Source organism: Blastopirellula marina, from assembly GCF_002967765.1.
In the GTDB taxonomy this organism is placed as follows: domain Bacteria; phylum Planctomycetota; class Planctomycetia; order Pirellulales; family Pirellulaceae; genus Bremerella; species Bremerella marina_A.
Map to the genome: position 1 here is coordinate 224172 of NZ_PUHY01000016.1, position 19752 is coordinate 243923.

The 19752-nt window shown below is 55.2% G+C and carries 11 protein-coding genes; 8 read left to right on the top strand and 3 right to left on the bottom strand.

Annotated features, from left to right (window positions below; translation table 11 throughout):
* Positions 1-184 precede the first annotated feature (184 nt).
* From C5Y83_RS28620 to C5Y83_RS28650, 6 genes are all read left to right on the top strand, one after another.
* Positions 185-2926: an MGH1-like glycoside hydrolase domain-containing protein gene (locus C5Y83_RS28620; RefSeq protein ID WP_114304714.1), complete on the top strand. Its 2742-nt coding sequence runs from the start codon at positions 185-187 to the stop codon at positions 2924-2926.
* 273 nt (positions 2927-3199) lie between these two features.
* Complete coding sequence (locus tag C5Y83_RS28630) at positions 3200-5956, top strand: response regulator (RefSeq protein WP_105333240.1); 2757 nt, start codon at positions 3200-3202, stop codon at positions 5954-5956.
* A 100-nt stretch (positions 5957-6056) separates the two neighbouring features.
* A complete protein-coding gene (locus C5Y83_RS28635) occupies positions 6057-6890 on the top strand; it encodes a sialate O-acetylesterase (RefSeq protein ID WP_233207395.1) in 834 nt (277 codons plus the stop codon).
* A 63-nt stretch (positions 6891-6953) separates the two neighbouring features.
* Positions 6954-9926 (top strand): PVC-type heme-binding CxxCH protein, encoded by a 2973-nt coding sequence (locus C5Y83_RS28640; RefSeq protein WP_105333241.1) that lies wholly within the window; start codon positions 6954-6956, stop codon positions 9924-9926.
* A 41-nt stretch (positions 9927-9967) separates the two neighbouring features.
* Positions 9968-11344, top strand: a complete 1377-nt coding sequence (locus tag C5Y83_RS28645) for a hypothetical protein (RefSeq protein ID WP_105333242.1) — start codon at positions 9968-9970, stop codon at positions 11342-11344.
* Between the two features lie 15 nt (positions 11345-11359).
* On the top strand, positions 11360-12526 hold the full coding sequence (locus tag C5Y83_RS28650; protein WP_105333243.1) for a hypothetical protein: 1167 nt from the start codon (positions 11360-11362) through the stop codon (positions 12524-12526).
* A gap of 70 nt (positions 12527-12596) precedes the next feature.
* Here the strand turns inward: C5Y83_RS28650 and C5Y83_RS28655 are convergent, their stop codons facing one another.
* The 3 genes from C5Y83_RS28655 to C5Y83_RS28665 form a co-directional block, all read right to left on the bottom strand.
* Positions 12597-13634, bottom strand: coding sequence for a galactitol-1-phosphate 5-dehydrogenase (locus C5Y83_RS28655; RefSeq protein WP_105333244.1), 1038 nt, complete (start codon positions 13632-13634; stop codon positions 12597-12599).
* A gap of 209 nt (positions 13635-13843) precedes the next feature.
* A complete protein-coding gene (locus tag C5Y83_RS28660) occupies positions 13844-15286 on the bottom strand; it encodes a DUF1501 domain-containing protein (RefSeq protein WP_105333245.1) in 1443 nt (480 codons plus the stop codon).
* A 36-nt stretch (positions 15287-15322) separates the two neighbouring features.
* Positions 15323-18343 (bottom strand): PSD1 and planctomycete cytochrome C domain-containing protein, encoded by a 3021-nt coding sequence (locus C5Y83_RS28665; RefSeq protein WP_158262580.1) that lies wholly within the window; start codon positions 18341-18343, stop codon positions 15323-15325.
* Between the two features lie 263 nt (positions 18344-18606).
* Here C5Y83_RS28665 and C5Y83_RS28670 point away from each other — a divergent pair, with 263 nt between their 5' ends.
* Positions 18607-19143 carry an RNA polymerase sigma factor gene (locus tag C5Y83_RS28670; protein WP_158262581.1) on the top strand — a complete coding sequence of 179 codons (537 nt, stop codon included), beginning with the start codon at positions 18607-18609 and terminating at the stop codon, positions 19141-19143.
* Entirely contained in the window at positions 19113-19712 is a 600-nt protein-coding gene (locus tag C5Y83_RS28675; protein WP_105333248.1) for a hypothetical protein, read from the top strand. The genes C5Y83_RS28670 and C5Y83_RS28675 overlap by 31 nt, the downstream gene beginning before the upstream one ends.
* The last annotated feature ends 40 nt before the right edge of the window (positions 19713-19752 follow it).

Genomic DNA, 19752 nt, shown 5'->3' on the forward strand with positions numbered 1-19752 from the left:
AAACCATACCATGCGGCTGGCCGTATCTGAGTCTTCAAATGGTCTACGATTCGCATAGGTCAGAAAACGAATCTAAGTCAGTTTTTTACGGTACGCAGTGCGGTAAGACGCTCGGTTTGCGCGCATGATTCGCATCTTTTGTAGGCAGCGGAGTCTGCCGAATCTTGGAAGAGAATAGGGATTTATGCCAGAAGCGGAATGGGATCGGTTAACAGCGGAGTCTCGTCAGGAAACTGGGGCAAACTGGAAACGCTGGGGGCCTTATCTGGCAGAGCGCCAATGGGGAACCGTGCGAGAAAGTACCGCCGAGGGTGATCCGTGGCTTCATTTCACCCATGAAGAGGCCATCTGGCGAACCTACCGCTGGGGCGAAGACGGTCTGCTGGGTATTTGCGACCGCCAGTGCCGGTTGTGCTTCGGTTTGGCGCTTTGGAACGAGCAAGATCCCATCCTCAAAGAACGTCTCTTCGGGCTCACAGGACCGGAAGGCAACCATGGGGAAGACGTTAAAGAGGCGTATTACTATCTTGATTCAACCCCCACGCACTCGTACCTGAAAGCGCTGTACAAGTATCCTCAGGCCCGCTTCCCCTACGAGCAGCTGCGTAGCGAAAACGCCGCGCGAACGCGCCATGATCCGGAATTTGAACTCACGGATACCGGCGTTTTCGATGAAAAGCGGTACTTCGATGTCCAAGCCGAATACGCCAAGGCGTCACCGGAAGACATTCTGATCCGTATCACGATCTTCAACCGCGGTCCCGAAGACGCTCCGATTCATATCCTACCTACTTGGTGGTATCGCAATACATGGGCCTGGGGGCCGACCATGGAGAAGCCGGACAAGAAGCCGTCGCTCAGCCAGGTCGACGACGAAACGACGGTAGCCATGCACGAAACGCTCGGCAAGTATCAGATCACCGTCGACAAGGGTCCCGATGGCAAGTTGCCTCAGTGGATGTTCACTGACAACGAAACCAACACGTGGCGATTTGAAGACCCCAGCAGCCGACGTCCATCGTGCAAAGACGCCTTCCACTTAGCCGTTGTTGAGAAGGTCTCAGGTGTCACCAATCCAAGCCAATCTGGAACCAAGTCGGCAGCGCATTATCAATGTGTCGTGCCGGCAGGCGAATCGATCGAACTTCGCTTCCGCATGTCGTCGAAAGAGGAGCTTCCGGTTGAGACGTTCGGTGCCTCTTTCCAAGATGTGTTCGAACAGCGGATCGACGAAGCCGATCAGTATGCCAATTCACTTGTCGCACCAGGGTTGTCGACCGAAGAGCAGATGATCCTGCGCCAAGCCGATGCGGGGCTACTTTGGACTAAGCAGTTCTATCATTACGTGATTCCGCGCTGGCTCGAGAATAACGGTACTTCTGGCAAGAAAGAAGGCGAGCCACAGCCAGGCGAAGCGGGAACGCGTAATCGCGACTGGGGACATCTCTACAATCGCAACATCATTTCGATGCCTGATAAGTGGGAGTACCCCTGGTACGCAGCGTGGGATTCGGCATTCCATTTGATCCCGTTTTCTAAGATCGACCCACACTTCGCCAAAGATCAGGCCATTCTCTTCTTAAGAGAATGGTACATGCATCCCAATGGCCAGTTGCCAGCCTACGAGTGGAACTTCAGTGATGTGAACCCACCGGTACATGCGTGGGCTTGCTGGCGCGTTTACCAGATGACCGCCGCCAACGGGAACCGTGATCGCGTCTTTCTCGAGCGGGTCTTCCAGAAGCTGTTGTTGAACTTCACCTGGTGGGTCAACCGCAAGGATATTCGAGGCAAACACGTCTTCAGTGGTGGCTTCCTTGGCCTCGACAATATCGGGGTTTTCGATCGCTCGAAGCCACTGCCAACCGGCGGGCACTTAGAGCAAGCTGACGGAACCGCTTGGATGGCGTTCTTCTGTTCCAGTATGCTTTCGATCGCCTTCGAGTTAGCCGATGGCAACCCTGCCTACGAAGACATGGCCTCAAAGTTCTTCGAACACTACGTCTCCATCGCCGAAGCGATGAATTCGCTGGATGGGACCGGTTTGTGGGACGAAACCGACGGTTTCTATTACGACCATCTGCACCTCAATGGGCAAAGTATTCCATTGCGGATTCGTTCAATTGTAGGCCTGATCCCGCTGCTTACCGTCGATGTGCTGTTCGATCGTACGATCGCGAAGCTTCCGGCGTTCCGCAAACGCATGGATTGGTTCCTCAAGTTCCGCCCTGAGTTGACCAACTTCATGACCTACATGGAGGGGGATGCTGACGGCGAAGATGCTGGTAACCGGCTGTTGTCGATTCCGACACGTGATCGATTGTTGCGGTTACTGCGCTACTTATTGGACGAAGACGAATTCTTATCGGATTACGGGATTCGTTCGCTCTCGAAGTATCACGAAGAGCATCCATTCGAGTACGAACTCAACGGCGAACGCTTGTGCGTGAAGTATCTACCGGCCGAGTCGGACAGCGGCTTGTTCGGGGGCAACTCGAACTGGCGCGGCCCGATCTGGTTCCCCTTGAATTACCTGATCATCGAGGCCCTCGAACGCTACCACTTGTTCTACGGCAAGTCGCTGCGTGTCGAATGCCCGACCCGCTCTGGCAAGTACATGGACCTTCAGCAAGTGGCGGACGAGATTCGGAAACGCTTGTCGAAGTTGTTCTTGACCAAGGCCGAGGGTGGTCGCCCCAGTTACTGCCGCTCGGATGTGCTTTTGAACGACCCGAATTGGTCTGACTTGGTCTTGTTCTACGAGTATTTCGATGCCGAAACCGGCAAGGGACTCGGAGCAAGCCACCAAACAGGCTGGACCGCGTTGATCTCGCCGATTCTTGATTCCCTGGCGACGCGTCGCAATGGGAACTCGCCGGGGCACAATCAGCCGGACGCCAGCCCAACACCCGCTTCGTCGGGCTAATCTAACCAGCTCTCACAGGTCCGGTGCGCCGCAGATCGAGAATTCCCTCGTTGGAATGCTCGATTAGCGCTGTACCGGCCCTTGTCTGCGTCGGTTTCTCGTGATGATCGATGTGGCTTGCATAATCGGCAGGGGTTGCCCCGTGATACGCGATTTCCCATATCGAACCATCGGCACGAACCTCGCAGCCGATTCGGAAAGGGTGTAGGATGAGGATAACGCTTTCCCATCCATCGTAGGTCACGCGTGTCGTCGAAAAGGACGCGAACACCTATGCCCCAGTCGATTCGCATCCTGCTGATTGAAGACACGCTGGAAGATGCTGACTTGGTTCGTCATTATTTGACCGAAACCGAAGAGGCCTTCACGGTCGAACATGCCGAGACTCTGTCGGACGGACTAGAGAAGCTGCGTGCCACTTCGGCAGACGTTGTGCTGCTTGATCTGGATCTCCCCGATAGCGAGGGGCTAGGCACGATCATGGCAATCCACGCCGACTTTCCCCTTCTTCCGCTGGTTGTGCTCACAAGTGTTTCCAGTCGCGAGCTCGCTGCGAATGTGATTCAAGAAGGAGCCCAGGATTGCCTTCCGAAGGCTAATATCGATGCCGATTCGCTGAATCGCAGCGTCCGTTATGCCATCGAACGAACGCATCGACAGCGTGTCGAATCGACTCTCGAAAACTCGGAAGCTCGATACCGCGGCTTGGTAAACTCATTGCCCGTTTGCGTCCTTCAGAAAGATATGGACGGACGCTTCATCTTCGCTAATCAAGCGTATAGCGATTTCACTGGGCACAACGTCGACGACATTCTCGGCAAGACCGACTTCGATCTTTCCCCGAACGATGTCGCCCAGAAGTTTCGGGACGACGACCATCGTGTGGTCAAGTCCGGCAAGCTTTTTCGCACCGTCGAAGTCAACACGACTGACGGCAAGACCGCGTGGGTCGAAGTGATCAAATCGCCCATCCGGGATGCCCATGGCAACATCGTTGGCACCCAAGCAATTTTCTGGGACGTGACCGAGCGTCAGATGGCCGTCGAGGCGCTGACCCGAGCCAAGGAAGCCGCGGAAGATGCCAGTCGGGCCAAGAGCGAATTTCTGGCCAATATGAGCCACGAGATCCGCACTCCGCTAAATGCCGTGATTGGAATGGCCGAACTGCTGCTCGATACCAAGCTCACTTCGACGCAGCGTGATTATCTGAAGATGATCCTCGAGTCAGGCGAATCACTTCTCTCGGTCATTAACGACATCCTCGACTTCTCCAAGATCGAAGCGGGCAAGCTTGATCTCATCGCCAAACCGTTCGACATTCGCGAAACGGTGGGGGACATGATGAAGCCGCTCGGTGTGCGTGCTGGGACCAATCATCTGGAGCTTACATGCCACTTCGACTCGGCCGTTCCAGCTGTCGTCGAAGGTGACGCACATCGACTCCGACAAATTGTGGTTAACCTGGTAGGCAACGCGATCAAGTTTACCGAAGTCGGGGAAATCGACTTTGATGTCTCCGTTGATTCAATCACGCCCGACAACGAAGCGATTCTCCACTTTCAGGTTCGCGACACCGGTATCGGGATCCCTGAAGGCAAGCTGCAAAAGATCTTTGAGGCATTCGAGCAAGCTGATAGCGGTTCAACGCGGCAGTACGGCGGCACCGGCCTTGGACTCGCCATTTGCGCTCGCTTAGTTGACCTAATGGATGGCCACATCTGGGTCGAAAGCACGCTCGGCCAAGGCAGCACGTTCCATTTCACCGGTCGCTTCCCGATCAAGGAAAGCAACTTATCGGCTCGGCCGGAGGGGACCAATCGGGTTCAAGGAACACGCGTGCTGATTGTGGATGATAACGCCACCAATCGCATCATTCTCGACGAGATCGTCCGCAGTTGGGGCATGCGTCCTTTGTTGGCGGCCGATGCCGACGAAGGGTTGATGTTGATGCAAGAAGCTCAAGCGGCAGGTGACCCATTCACCTTGCTTCTCACTGATTTTGAGATGCCGGGCAAGAACGGCTTAGAACTGATCCAGGCAATCCGAGACATCCCAGATCTTCGCGATACACTGATCACGGTGCTCAGTTCGTCCGAGCGTCCCACGACCCGTTCGCAGTGCGATGCCCTCGATGTAAGCGGTTTCCTGATGAAGCCGGTTAAACAGTCGGAATTGTTCGACGCAATCGTCGTTGCCTTGGGCGTCGAAATTCCGGAGCATGAAGCGCATGATCGGCATCTCGAAGACCACGAGAAGATCCGTCCTCTTAAAATCCTTCTTGCCGAAGACAACCTGGCCAATCAACGTCTGGCGATCGCCCTGCTGCAAAAGTGGGGACACAGTGTTACCTTGGCAGTGAATGGGAAAGAAGGCGTCGAAACTTGGCGGAACGGCGCGTTCGACTTGGTGATCATGGATGTACAAATGCCCGAGATGGATGGTCTTGAGGCAACGCGTCGGATTCGTAATCTGGAACGAATTCGTGGCGGGCACATTCCTATCGTGGCGATGACGGCACATGCTCTGACCGGCGACCGTGAGAAATGCCTTGAAGCAGGCATGGACGGCTACACTTCCAAGCCACTACGAATCCACGAGCTTTACGACACCATTGCAGGTTTCTTCGGGGAAAAGCCGCCTGCCCCGGCTGAAGCACAAGAGTCCATTATCTCCGAAGATGGTCGTGTTGATTGGACTCACGCCCTTCAATCTTGTGATGGGGACACCGACTTGCTCAAAGATCTACTGCAGATTTTTCTCGACGAGACCCCCCTTTTGCTGAACCGCCTAGACGAAACTATCGCGATCGAGGATTGCGATGCGACGTATCGGACCGCCCATACGATCACCGGCTCGCTACGCATTTTAGGGCCCACACCTGCCAACGAGGTTGTCCGAAAGCTAGAACAGGCCGCGACTTCCGGCACACTCGACGAGGCCCCGGCGTTACTTTCCGAGCTACGCCAGCGGTTGAAGGTCCTTTCCGAAAATGCGGCCGATATCATCACAGGAAAGCAATTTTTGCCCTAGATATTTCGCGGTATCAAAATAGTAGTTAAAAGCTGCCGCAATCTCTTTATAATGCAGACAACCTCGTTTTCGCCCTCCTTTCCCAGCGAGATCTGCCTGCATGAAATTCCCCACTGTAATGGGCTGTCTGACCGTGTGGATGGCTTGCGTTAGTCTGACGTTTGGTCAGACCGATCGTGAGAATTCTTCCTCCCCTTCCCTCCCCCCTAAAGAGAAATTCCATCTCTACCTTTTAGTCGGCCAATCGAACATGGCTGGCCGCGGGAAGGTGACACCGGAAGACCAAACCAAGAACCCGCATGTGCTAATGTTCGATCAAGAAGGCCAATGGGTTCCCGCCGTCGATCCGCTTCACTTTGATAAGCCCAAGATCGCGGGCGTCGGCTTAGGACGCACATTCGGACTGGAAATCGCCAAAGACAATCCAGAAATCACCATCGGCCTGATTCCATGTGCCGTAGGAGGCTCACCCATCGCAAGCTGGGAACCAGGAGCTTTCGATAAAGCTACTAAGACGCATCCTTACGACGACACCATGAAGCGCGCTGCGGCAGCACTTCCCGCCGGTGAATTGAAAGGCATCCTGTGGCACCAAGGGGAATCAGATTCTTCCCCGGAAAAGTCGGAGTTATACGAAGAAAAACTGCATGAGCTAATTGCTCGTTTTCGCAAGGAATTAGACGCTCCAGAAGTCCCCTTCATCGCGGGGCAAATGGGGCAGTTCCAAGAACGACCTTGGAACGATGCGAAGAAGAAGGTCGATCAAGTCCACCAAGACCTCCCGAAGGATGTGCCTAATACGGCATTCGTCTCTTCCGATGGATTGAAACACAAAGGCGACAACGTTCATTTCGATGCCGAGTCGTACCGAGAACTAGGTCGTCGCTACGCTAAAGCCTATCGAGAACTGCAAAAAGCGAACGCTAAACCTTAGGCCATCGCCTCCCCTTATTCTCCCTCCCTCATAGATCTCGCCTGTGCGCATGGAGTGTCGTTCGTGATTGCGTTTCGTTTCCATCTGTTATCACTTGTTTGTTTACTCGGATCTACCTTGGTGGCTGCCCACGCAACCGCCGAAGAGCATGACTATGCCGAGCAATTGAAGCCCGTTCCTGGTGTCTCGGCGACCAAAGCATTGGAAACCTTCAAGCTCGCGCCCGGTTTTCGAATGGAAATGGCTGCCTCGGAACCAAACGTCGTGGATCCCGTCGCAATGGCGTTTGATGCGGACGGGCGGATGTTTATCATCGAGATGCGAGGTTATTCCGAAGACGACGGACTTTCCTTGGGTCGCGTTCGTTTACTGGAAGACGCTGACAACGACGGCATTTACGAAAAGAGCACCGTCTTTGCCGAAGGTTTCTCATGGCCGACTGCGATCACCTGCACGCGTGGCGGCGTATTAGTCGGGGCCGCGCCTGATATCTTCTTTCTGCAAGATACCGACGGTGACGGTCAGGCCGATGAGAAGCGCGTGGTGTTCACTGGCTTCGGCAAGTCAAACGTCCAAGGCTTAATGAACACCTTTAAGTGGGGCCTCGATAATCGCATTCACGGTGTGACTAGTTCCAGCGGAGCCAATGTTCAGAAGGTTGTCGAGGGGGAACCGACCGGCGATCCCCTTTCCTTGCGTGGCCGTGACTTCTCGATCGATCCGCTCACAATGGACCTGCAACCGATTAGCGGAGGCGGACAACATGGGATGAGCTTCAACGACTGGGGCGAGAAGTTTACTTGCAGCAATAGCGATCACCTGCAACAAGTCATTTACGAAGACGCTTACCTGGCCCGAAATCCTTACGTGTCGGCCCCCAGCCCGCGTCGTAGCATCGCAGAAGACGGTCCTCAAGCCGAGGTCTACCGCACTAGCCCTGTCGAAGCTTGGCGAGTCATTCGCACCAAGCTTCGCGCCGCAAAAATTGTTCCTGGCATTGTCGAAGGGGGCGGACGCCCGGCCGGATACTTCACAGGAGCCACAGGCGTTACCATTTTCCGCGGCGACGCTTGGCCTAAGAAGTACGATGGTTACGCAATTATCGGTGACGTTGGCAGCAACTTGGTTCACCGCAAGAAACTGGTAGACGACGGCATTCTCTACCGTGGTGTGCGTGTTGACGAGAAAAGCGAATTTCTCTCATCCAGTGATATTTGGTTTCGCCCGGTTCAATATGCCAATGCCCCAGACGGTTCGCTGTACGTTGCCGATATGTATCGCGAGGTCATCGAGCATCCCAAGTCGCTGCCTGAGATGATCAAGAAGCATCTCGATCTGACGAGCGGCCGCGATCGGGGACGAATCTACCGCATCGTTGCTGACGAGTTCGAGCGGACACCTCTTCCCAAGCTCTCTGGGTTTCAGACCAAGAACCTGGTGGCAATGCTCGATCATCCTAACGCCTGGCAACGAGAAACGGCAGCACGCTTGATTTACGAACGCCAAGACCAGGCCGCTGTTCCGGAATTGGAAGCGTTTCTCACGCAGACCCAATCGCCGCAAGGAACGATTGCCGCGCTCCATGCACTAGCTGGTCTCAAACAACTGAAAGCACAACATTTACTTCCCGCATTGGCCGACGTGACCCCCCATGTGCGTCGGCATGCCACAGCCCTTTCGGAACCGCTTTTGGCACGATCTCCCGAGTTGCGTGAAAAAGTGATTTCTTTAGCGAAAGACGAAAGTCCCAAGGTTCGTTTCCAGTTAGCTTTCACGGCTGGTTACCTGCCCGCAGAGCATCGTACGGCGACTTTGGCCAAGTTGACGGCGACCGACGGCAACGACCCCTATTTCCAAGCTGCAATCCAAAGTTCCGTAGGCGAGGGTGCTGGCCGACTGCTCGCCGCGCTGGTTAATTCGCCGGAAGCGAAGTCGGTGAAAGTCCAGCCGCTGATCACTGCATTGGCCACGCAAATTGGCAAGCAGCAAAACAAGGCGGATATCGCCGTGCTTTTGGGAATGCTGCCGGCACTTGCGGATTCTGATCCAGCGATGTTTGAAAAGATTGTTCGATCGTTGAACCTACCATCGGGAGACTTGGTGGCCCAACAATTGGCAAAAGCGACCGAAGGCAAATCGACGAAAGTATTCGATAGAATCGTCAGCAATGCTCAAGCTGTACTCAAGAAGGACGAGTCAAGCTTAAGAGCTAAAGTGGAAGCGGTAAACGCGTTGCGTTACGGCAATTTCGATCGCTCATTGTTCGAGGACCTTTTAGCTCCTTCTTCGCCGCTTGAAGTTCAAAGCCAGGCGATCGTCGTTCTCGGCAGTTTCGACGCTCCGAAAGTGGCCGAACTTTTGATTGCGAAATGGCCAGAGATGAGTCCACAGCTTCGTCCCACGGCCCTCGATAGCTTGGCCTCACGGGATGCCTGGCGCACCAAGCTGCTTGAAGCAATCCATGACAAATCGATTCCCACGGCTGATCTCAGTGCCAACCAAACCGCTCAGCTCGCTTCGCTAATGACCGAAGATCAAGCGAAGAAGTTCGCTGATCTCTTTCAGAAGTCGACTAATACCGAGCGTGACGCCCTGGTCAAGGACTACCAGAAGTCGCTCGCACTCACGGGAGATGCAACTAAGGGAAAGGTCGTGTTCGAGAAGAACTGTGCATCGTGCCATCAATTAGACGGCATGGGGCACGCAATCGGTCCCAATCTGGCCGCGATGAAAAATCGAGGTCCCGACGCGATTTTGACGAATGTGCTCAACCCTAACGCGGAAGTGAACCCTCAGTTCATGAATTACATCTGCCAGACGGCGGACGGCCGCGTTGTTTCCGGCATGATCGCCAGCGAGACTTCCAACAGCATCACTTTCATTAAGGGTGATAACAAAACGGAAACCGTCCTGCGAATCGACGTCGATCAAATGCGTAGTACGGGCGTTTCTCTGATGCCAGAAGGTCTTGAGAAGACTATCGATCAACAGGCCATGGCCGACTTGCTCTCGTACCTGATGCAGGATCGCAACTAACCTACCTTCCCTTGCTAACTCCTACCTACCTGGGAATCACGATGAATCTTGTAAATCGCTTCCGTTGTCTGATGGCCCTGGCGGTCGTTATCGTTTCTCTGTTTTCGATATCCTCCTTACAGGCCGAGCCACTCAAGCTGACCACATTCGAAGTCGATGCCTCCCCTCCAATCGGCAGCCCTTTGGCTTATGATCCGACGAAAGGCATTCAAGAACCTCTGACTTTGAAAGGCGTGGTTCTCAAAGGAAATCAAACCGTTGTGCTTTGTGCGCTTGATTGGATTGGCGTGGCCAACGGTTCCCAGGACAAGTTCAAGGAAGCCATCGCCAAGGCTGTTGGGACCAAGCCAGAATTGGTGATGCTGCATACGTTGCATCAGCACGATGCGCCTGAAGCAGACGAGACCACGCACAAAGTTTTGGAAGAATTCAATCTACCAGCCGAGATGCGGTTCGATCGGGAATTCGTCAAAGAGCTGGTCGCTCGAACAGCCGAAGCAGCCAAAGAATCGACCACATCGTGGCAAACCGTAACCCACATCGGGCTGGGCGAAGGAGTGATCGAAAAGGTTGCCTCGAATCGCCGCATCTTAGGAGAAGATGGGAAGGTGAAGTATACCCGGTATACCGCCACCAAAGATCCTGTGATTCGAGCCCAGCCGACCGGCACCATCGACCCGATGTGTAAATCGATCAGCTTCTATGACGAAGACAAAACGCTCGCCGTGATGACGTACTATGCGACCCATCCGCAAAGCTATTACCGTACCGGCATGGCCAACCCCGACTTTCCCGGTATGGCACGCAATAGTCGCCAAGAGAAGACGGGTGTGTTTCATGTTCATTTCAATGGAGCGGGTGGCAACATTGGTGCTGGCAAGTGGAACGATGGTGCCCATGAAAATCGCCAGGTGCTGGCCGATCGCGTGGCCAGCGGCATGACTCTGGCCTTCAAGGCAACGGAGAAATTCCCCATCGACAGCGACGACCTGGAAATGACCGCCGTCGACGTGAAGCTGCCCCCTGCTCCGCATCTTGACAAGGACAGTCTGCTTTCGATCTTGAAGGACGATAAGTCAACCGAACAAGCACGCTGGCAAGCTGCCCGTGAATTGGTTTGGCTGCGTCGGTGCGAAGCGGGCGGCACGATTGCTCTTTCCTGCTTGAGGCTCGGCAAGGCCCGCATCATTCACATGCCGGGCGAGTTGTTCGTCGAATACCAGTTGGCAGCTCAAAAGATGCGCCCCGATTTGTTTGTCGCTATGGCGGCCTACGGAGACTACGCTCCCGGCTACATCGGGACAGAAATCGCGTACTCCCAAGGTGGTTACGAAACAAGTCAGATCGCGTCACGTGTTTCCAGCCGAGTCGAACAGGTTTTGATGTCTGGCCTGCAGCAACTACTCGATCCCAAATAGTAAGAGGGTATGTTCATGAGGGCGTTCTTCGTACTGTTTCTCGTCGGCGCTAGTGTTTTGCAAGTCCAAGCGGCTTCGCCTGACCCGGCACCACGAATCGAAAGCGTAGTGATGGCGGACGTGCAGCCGCATACCACCGATTCAGCGGTCATCTGGTACGACAACTTCGACGACCCATCGAATCAGAAACAATACGGGGAACAATCGGGCAAACTGACTGAAACCGAACACTTCGGTGCTGCTGGTCGGTCGCTGGAAATGGGCTACCCGAAGGGTAGTCGCGGCGTCGGTGGCCGTAAAATTTTCTTTGGCGATTCCCCGACTAGCCGAGGGAAAGTTGTTCGGGGGAATGAATCGTTCGACGAGATCTACTGGCGGATTTACGTGAAGCATCCGGCCGATTGGCAGGGTGGCGGTCCCGCCAAGCTATCGCGGGCCACTAGTCTCGTCCCGCCGGGCTGGCGGCAAGCAATGATCTCGCACGTCTGGAGTCAAGGGGAAGCATTAACCCTCGACCCAGCGACCGGAGTACGAAATGGCGAAGTTGTCACCCAGCGTTACAACGACTTTCCCAATCTCAAATGGCTAGGCAATCGGCCCGCTTCCAATTTCAAGCTCCATGGCAGCGATGGCCTAGGCCGCTGGGTATCTGTCGAGGCCCGAGTCAAATTGAACACCCCTGGCCAGAAAGACGGCGAGAACCAACTTTGGATCGACGGGCGGCTCGAGGCCGAACGGCACAACCTCGACTGGCGAGGCACGTTTACCGAGCGCGGCATTAATGCCGTTTTTCTGGAGGCTTACTGGAACGAAGGTTCGCCGGTCGACCAAGCACGTTGGATCGATAACTTCGTGGTTTCCACCCAGCCGATCGGACCGGTCGTTTGTCCGCGAAATCCCGAACTGATTCGCGCACAAGATGTTAATGCCTCAAAAACTTGGCAGGTCGAGTTAGCCTCAGACGAGTCAGGAGACAACGTCGTGTGGCAATCATCTGCCACAGACAATCCAGAACGAATGATCGTCAGCAGTGACACGGGACAATTCGTCGGCAAGCTCGTCGGAAAGAAAGAATTGGGGGCAGATGAGATCTATTTCTGTCGCGCACGCCAGCTAGAGAACTCCGGCAAGTGGACAGCCTGGAGCGATTGGCATCAGCCATTTCGCACGACTCCAGATTGAGTCGCGCGAGTCTCGTGAATGGAACATCCGGAAGCAATCCGCAGATTGCCTCTGGATATTTGTTCCGCGCTTAACGGGTAGGGTCGATGATCACTTTCATCGCACCTGGTTCGCCGCCGTATAAGCGGGCGAACCATTCAACGCCTTCTTCCAACGACGCGGTTGCGGTGATCATGTCGTCGACCTTTATCGATTCGCTGGCCAACAGGTCGATACAAGCTGGATATTCACCACTCGACGCGCAGGTACCGTAGACTGACAGTTCGCGAGTGACGATGGCTTGCAGCGGCATCTCGACGTTGGGGGCCAGGTTGCCCACCAAAGTGATCGAACCACCCTTGCGAACACTTTCGATCGCCGTCTTGATGGTCGCGGTCGCTCCAACCACTTCCAGCGCGACGTCAGCCCCTCGGCCACCAGTCAGCTTTTTGACTTCAGCTGGCACGTCGACTTCGTCCGCTTTCAGCGTGTAGTCAGCCCCCAAGGCTTTCGCTTTCTCCAATCGGCCTGCGTCCAGGTCGACCGCAATCACGTGGGCACAACCGGCCAGCTTAATCGCTTGGATCGCCAGCAAACCAATCATGCCACTTCCCACAACCACAGCCGTATCGCCCAGTTCGACGGGTGTTCGGTTTGCGGCGTGAACCGCAACCGAGACCGCTTCGATCATGGCCGCACGCTCGAAGGGCAGATCCTTTGGCAGCTTGTAGCATATATGCTGTGGCACCGAGACATATTCAGCGAACGCTCCGTGCCGGCGATATTCGCCACACGAAACCCCCAATACCATGCGATTATCGCACAGGTTGATCTTACCTTTGCGGCAATAGAAGCACTCGCCACAGGAAACGGTTGAGTCAAACGTAACATGATCGCCTGCTTGCAGATCCTTCACGTTACTGCCCACCTCCGAAACCACACCAGCGGCTTCGTGCCCCATGACGAGCGGCGGAATGCGGCGTCCTGTGCTGCCGTCATAGCCATGGATATCGCTACCGCAAATCCCGCAGGCCCGAACTTGGACTAGAACATCGTTAGGGCCGATCTCAGGCTTGTCGAAATCGGTGACGCTCAGTTCTTTGTACTTGCTTAGCAGCAGTGCTTTCATCGTTCTATTTCTGGCAAAGGGGTGCAGTCGTGGGGCAACGACTTGGAAATTTTGAGAGATGCGTTCATTTTACGAGACCAGAGGACGATCCGTAAACCGCCGATCATACCGCAAGCACGGCTGGGGTGGCGATGAGATGCAGCGCCGCCCGAATGAGATATTTTGCAGCTAGTACCGGAACTAGCCTAATTTGCGTCGTTTGGTCTGCCCTAGGCAATGATATTGTGGACGACGTTGCCACTGACATCGGTCAAGCGAAAGTCGCGTCCCTGAGCCCGGAACGTCAGCCGCTCGTGATCTAGGCCCAAGAGGTGGAGCATCGTGGCGTGGAAATCATGGACATGAACGACATCCTCGACCGAGTTGTAGCCTAGTTCGTCCGTTTTTCCGTGGGCGATGCCCCCCTTAATGCCGCCACCGGCCATCCAGATGGAAAAGCCTTTAATGTGGTGATCACGACCACTTCCTTGGGCCATCGGCGTGCGACCAAATTCGCCGCCCCAAACAACCAGCGTATCCTCCAACATGCCTCGGTTCTTAAGATCTTTCACCAAGGCAGCCGATGCCTGATCGACCTCGGATGCACAAATCTTCATCCCTCGATCGATGCCACCATGATGGTCCCAACCGCGATGATAAAGCTGTATGAACCGGACACCCCGCTCCGCCAAGCGGCGCGCCAGCAAACAGTTGGCCGCGAACGTACCGTCTCCACCTTGTGTACCGTACATGTCGAGCACGTGCTGCGGTTCGTCCGATACGTCCATCAACCCCGGGACGCTCGATTGCATCTTGAAAGCTAGTTCGTACTGGGCAATCCGCGTTGCTATTTCAGGATCAGCGAGCACACCGCTACGAAGCTGATTCATTTGATTGACGGCATCGTAAACATCTCGTTGCCGGGCCTTAGTTACCCCGGGCGGGCTGTTCACGTATAAGACAGGATCGCCCGTCGAACGGAACTCAACACCTTGATAGCGGCTTGGGAGAAAACCGCTATGCCACTGCCGGGCAGCAATCGGCTGGGCCTGGCCACCTTTTCCAATGGAAGTAAGCACCACAAATCCCGGCAGATTATCGGCCTCGCAGCCAAGTCCGTACTGCACCCAAGACCCCATTGAGGGGCGTCCCGAAATGGACGTACCGGTGTTCATGAACGTGTGCGCCGGATCATGATTGATTTGCTCGGTGACCATCGAGTTGATGATGCACAAATCGTCCGCGATTTCCCCCATTTTTGGAAACAGCGACACGATCGATTGCCCTGAGTCGCCATAGCGATTGAATTCGAACCGCGGCGCATAGCACTTCAATTGCTGTCCTTGCAACTGTGCGATCGGTTGTCCCTTGGTGAACGATTCAGGCATCGCCTGCCCGTCCAGTTGTTTCAGTTGTGGTTTTTCGTCGAAGGTTTCGAGATGCGAAGGACCACCTGCTTGGCACAGCACAATGACCCGTTTGGCCTTCGGCGCGAAGTGAGGAGGTCGCACCACCGTTGTTTCCGCCGCGGCAGAACTCGCGGAGTTTTTCGCGGCATGTGCCTGACTCGCCGCGAACATCGAAGCGAGCGCAGCCGAACCAAGCCCCGCGAGTCCTTGCCCGAGGAACGTGCGACGCGTCTGCTGTAAAGCGGCCTGCGAATTGTTAAACATATTGTTCGCCTCTGATCTCGAATGTCGGTTCGAGGATTAGTATCGATTGATCGTTTCGTGCAGGTTCAACAGCGTTCGGCAGACCGAAGTCCACGCGGCCAGCTCAACCGCATCGACGCCATCAGGAACCTTATAAGCTCCCACGCCTGCCAGTGCGGCACTTGCGCTGGCCTCGCTTGAATACTGTTGCTGGTGCTTCTCGTAGAGACTGCGCAAGATGTTCTGTTCCTCTGCAGTTGCCGTTCGTTGCAAAACCGCCTGTGTGGCAAAATTGACTTGTTGTTCCCACGTTTTTCCTCCTTCGGTCAATGTGCGAACTGCCAACGCTCTTGCCGCCTCGACGTACGTCGGGTCGTTCATCAGGACGAGGGCTTGCAGAGGTGTATTGGAGACGGTGCGGCGGGCTGTGCATTCTTCGCGTGTTGGCGCGTCGAACGCCCCCAAGCTCGGGTGTAGATAGGTTCGCTGCCAGTGCGTATACAAACCGCGGCGATACAGCCCTTCTCCTTGATCGGCCTGATACTCACGACGAGGGAAATTAAGATGCGACCAATAGCCGGCCGGCTGATAGGGGCGGGCACTCTCACCGCCGAGCTTATCGACCAGGAGTCCGCTGGCGGATAAGGCATTGTCCCGAATCATTTCCGCGGATAGACGAAAATGGGATTGGGCGGCTAACCACTGGTTTTGCGGGTCGCTCTCGCGCTGCTGCAACGTGCGAACAGAGGAACGCTGATAGGCGTCTGACGACACGATCAGCCTCATGATGTGCTTGACATCCCAACCACTTTCCACGAACTCCACAGCTAGCCAGTCGAGTAGCTTGCGGTGCGAGGGAAGCGCCCCTTGCGATCCGAAATCGTCTGATGTCGATACCAATCCTTTGCCGAAGGTCAATTGCCATAATCGATTGACAAAAACGCGAGCCGTGAGTGGGTTGCGAGGATCGATCAGCCAATTGGCAAGATCGACACGTGATTGCCGCCCTTCGACCTCAGGCTCGTAGCCGAAGAATCCAGGGACATGCGGATCGACCACTTCGCCACTCTCGTCTAGCCAATTACCGCGCGGCAAGACTCGCATCGTTCGTGGCTCGACCGAGTGGGAAACCAGGGAAGTCGTCATCGAGTTGACGAGGTTCTCTCGCTCCTTCTGCCGCGAGGCCAATTGCTGGCGAGGTTGAGCTAGTCGCGGAGCGATGGATCGATAATATCTGGCGAGTTGCTCCTTCTGAGCTTCACTTCGTTTTTCTGCAGGTAGCTCGACGATTTGGCGTATTTCTGCCGGCACGCCTGGCGATTGTCCTGCTTTGACGGGTCTAGGGGCTTCGATCACGGCAATTCGGAACCTTCCGATGGCATGCCCGCTACCATGATTCTGGGGCATCGTGATCTTCAGCTTGCTGTCGGTTGTGATCGTCAAATCTTCCGATAACTCAAAGACCGCTTCATTCGCTTTCCCGATTTCAGGGAGAACTGCCCAACCTTTATTAGCATCGTTCCCCAACAAGTTGGCGATGGCCCAGCCACCCTGTTCATGTGTGGCCGTGACGCTAGAAAACTTGACATCTTTGTTGTCGATTGTCAGAGAGAATCGGTTGACGACAAAGTTTCCATTGCCAGCCCGACCGGGGCCTTTCGCCGGCAGCGAATCATCTGGTAAGACTTCCAAACGTACCGCAGTAACTTTCTGATCTCGGCCGGCAAAGGTTAGCTCGTAGGTTACTTTGTCCGGATTGCTACCGCCGACCAGCAGCGAGCCATCTTCTAAGGTTTTCCAAACTACCTCGGGCGAACTCTTCGTTTCTAAAGGAGACAATACCTGCCAGGTGGGCGCATCGGGCAAGGTCGCTTCCCACTGCTGTTGATCTTCCGCTAGTTCCAGAGTTGGTGTCGAAAGCACCGACTCATATTCTGCGATCTCTTGATCAAGTTCGTTCTGACGGGCCGCTTGCTCGGCGGTGGGGACCCGAACTTCCGGGCCCCAGTTACCAGTTCGGCTACTTCCGTTGTAGACGCCACGTTCTTCCAAATCAGCGAAGTAGGCCGCGAACTGGTAGAACTCTTTAGTCGTGAACGGATCGAACTTGTGGTCGTGGCATTCGCAGCACCCCATCGTCGCACCGAGCCAAACGGTACTGGTTGTTCGAACTCGGTCGGCCGCGTATTTCGCCAGGTACTCTTTCGCCTGGGCGCCACCTTCCGCGGTGATCATGTTCAAGCGGTTGTAGCCTGAGGCGACTTGCTGCTCCAAGGTGGCATCCGGTATTAGATCACCGGCCAGCTGCTCCTTCGTAAACTCGTCAAACGGCTTGTTTTCGTTGAACGACTTGATCACGTAGTCGCGATAGGGAGACATGCTCCATTCCTGGTCGCCATGGATGCCGACCGAATCGGCATAACGAACCAGATCGAGCCAGTGAATCGCCATCCGTTCACCGAAATGAGGCGACGCCAACAAGCGATCAACGTTCTGCTGGTAAGCTACTTCCGAAGCATCGGCCTCGAACGTCGCGACTTCTTCTGGTGTCGGTGGCAAGCCAGTTAAATCGAAATAAAGCCGGCGAATCAACGTTCGTGGCTCGGCCTTAGGGGCTGGCGTCATCCCAACCTCTTCGAGCTGTTCTTCAACGAAGTGGTCGATCGGCTGTAGTGGCGAGTCGGCAGGGACATCAGGTCGCGAAGGAGGCTGGTACGCCCAGTGCTCGTTAAACTGAGCCCCTTCGGCGATCCATTGTCGCACGAGATCGATCTCTTCCTCGGTAAGCGGTGGACGATGCGACTTGGGTGGAGGCATCATCCTATCCGGATCGGTGCTGGCAATTCGGGCAAGCAGCTCGCTTTCTGCGGGCTTACCTGGTGCGATCGCCGCGCGAACCGCAGACTTTCGGACATCAAGCCGCAGGTCAGCCTTACGGGTATGTTCGTCCGGGCCGTGGCAGGTATAGCAGCTGTTCGATAACAGTGGTTTGATGTCTCGAGAGTAGTCGACTTCCGCTCCCTTGCTGACAGACGACGTTCCGCAAATCAGCACGAGCAAAAGGATTGAACGAAGCATGCGCTGGATCATACCGGCCTGAATCTAAGGATAGGAGATAGAGCGAGCAGAGGATTGATGGGCCACACGCAGTTAACGCATTGGCACATCGGGCAGGAGGACTCTATTACGATACCAACCGAGACAGGCAATCGCAAACAGGCTTTCCTTTTCCGACGCCCGACTGCACTAGGTAATTTCCTCTTTGCGAGATTTTCTGGAAGAAATCTGGGAAAATGTTTCCAGGGTGGCATCTTCTTCATAAACCTCATCGGAGCAGCAACTTGTCGGATTCACCAAGACAGCAACCAGGAAGGCCTGCGGGAATCGCCCGCGAGCTTGCGCAGTTGCTCGATCGGTATTCCGGACCTTTGGTGCTTTATGCCCGACAGCTTTGCTCCGATCCCGAAGACGCGGTACAGATTGCTTTTGTCAAACTGGCCGGCCAGCAGCCGATCCCTAAAGATCGCGCCGCTTGGTTATACCGTGTTGTTCGGAACGAGGCGTTAATGCAAAGCCGGGGTGATCGGCGTCGTCGAGACCGCGAACAGGTTTTCGCCGAAACAAGATCCCTGTGGTTTGAGCCGGAGTCGCCTGCCAGTTTAGACGGCGCCGCCGCTGCCGAGGCACTGAAACGTCTTCCGCAATCGCAGCGCGAAATCGTCGTCGCGCGAATTTGGGGAGGACTGGCCTTTCGCGAGATCGCCCAATTATTGGACATGTCGCAATCGTCGGCCCACCGAGCCTATCAGCAGGCCATCGAGAACTTACAAAAAGCATTGAACGAACCATGTCCGAATTCAACCAACCAGCCGACCTAGGTCCCTTTGAAGCCCGTCTGGCAGAACTGCTGCCACGCTCAACGGAAGTTGACCGGGACGAGGTCCTCTTCGAGGCAGGCCGGCAGTCTGCCAACCACGACCACAGACGGTCAATGCGGAAGTGGCACGGGCTGAGCGGAGTATTGGTATGTCTGGTCGTCGGTCAATGGATGTGGCTTCCCAGCACTCAGCCAGCTGGGCAAACGACCCCCGTCGCCAACCAAGCGACGGAAACGCCGCCAATTCCCGAATCTCCTACCGATCTTGAACAACCCGCGTCATCTCAGAATCGCCCTGCCGTGGCGGAAGCCAAGCGACCACAGCAAGTGGCAGACGAACCAAGCATCCCTTCGACCAATCAACCATCGCTCTGGGGCCGCTACTTTGGCACCGAGAACGCTTCGCTCGCTATGCAGCGACAGTTGTCCGTCGGCTCGTCACGAAAAGGTACGTTGCCGATGCCAACCTTACCCCCGCGTGCCGGCAGCCTCCCTTCGCAATTAGATTCCTCCCTAAAAACAATGCATCGCGATTGGTCGCTGGATAATCTCGCCAACGACCATCCGTAACGCTTGCATCGCTCACTCGTCTCAAACTCACAAGGATGAT

What these genes read in the sequence shown, in the direction of transcription:
- C5Y83_RS28650 (WP_105333243.1), top strand. Translation starts at nt 11,360, where the DNA reads ATGAGGGCGTTCTTCGTACTGTTTCTCGTCGGCGCTAGTGTTTTGCAA.
- C5Y83_RS28635 (WP_233207395.1), top strand. Translation starts at nt 6,057, where the DNA reads ATGAAATTCCCCACTGTAATGGGCTGTCTGACCGTGTGGATGGCTTGC.
- C5Y83_RS28675 (WP_105333248.1), top strand. Translation starts at nt 19,113, where the DNA reads ATGTCCGAATTCAACCAACCAGCCGACCTAGGTCCCTTTGAAGCCCGT.
- C5Y83_RS28620 (WP_114304714.1), top strand. Translation starts at nt 185, where the DNA reads ATGCCAGAAGCGGAATGGGATCGGTTAACAGCGGAGTCTCGTCAGGAA.
- C5Y83_RS28665 (WP_158262580.1), bottom strand. Translation starts at nt 18,343, where the DNA reads ATGCTTCGTTCAATCCTTTTGCTCGTGCTGATTTGCGGAACGTCGTCT.
- C5Y83_RS28630 (WP_105333240.1), top strand. Translation starts at nt 3,200, where the DNA reads ATGCCCCAGTCGATTCGCATCCTGCTGATTGAAGACACGCTGGAAGAT.
- C5Y83_RS28655 (WP_105333244.1), bottom strand. Translation starts at nt 13,634, where the DNA reads ATGAAAGCACTGCTGCTAAGCAAGTACAAAGAACTGAGCGTCACCGAT.
- C5Y83_RS28660 (WP_105333245.1), bottom strand. Translation starts at nt 15,286, where the DNA reads ATGTTTAACAATTCGCAGGCCGCTTTACAGCAGACGCGTCGCACGTTC.
- C5Y83_RS28645 (WP_105333242.1), top strand. Translation starts at nt 9,968, where the DNA reads ATGAATCTTGTAAATCGCTTCCGTTGTCTGATGGCCCTGGCGGTCGTT.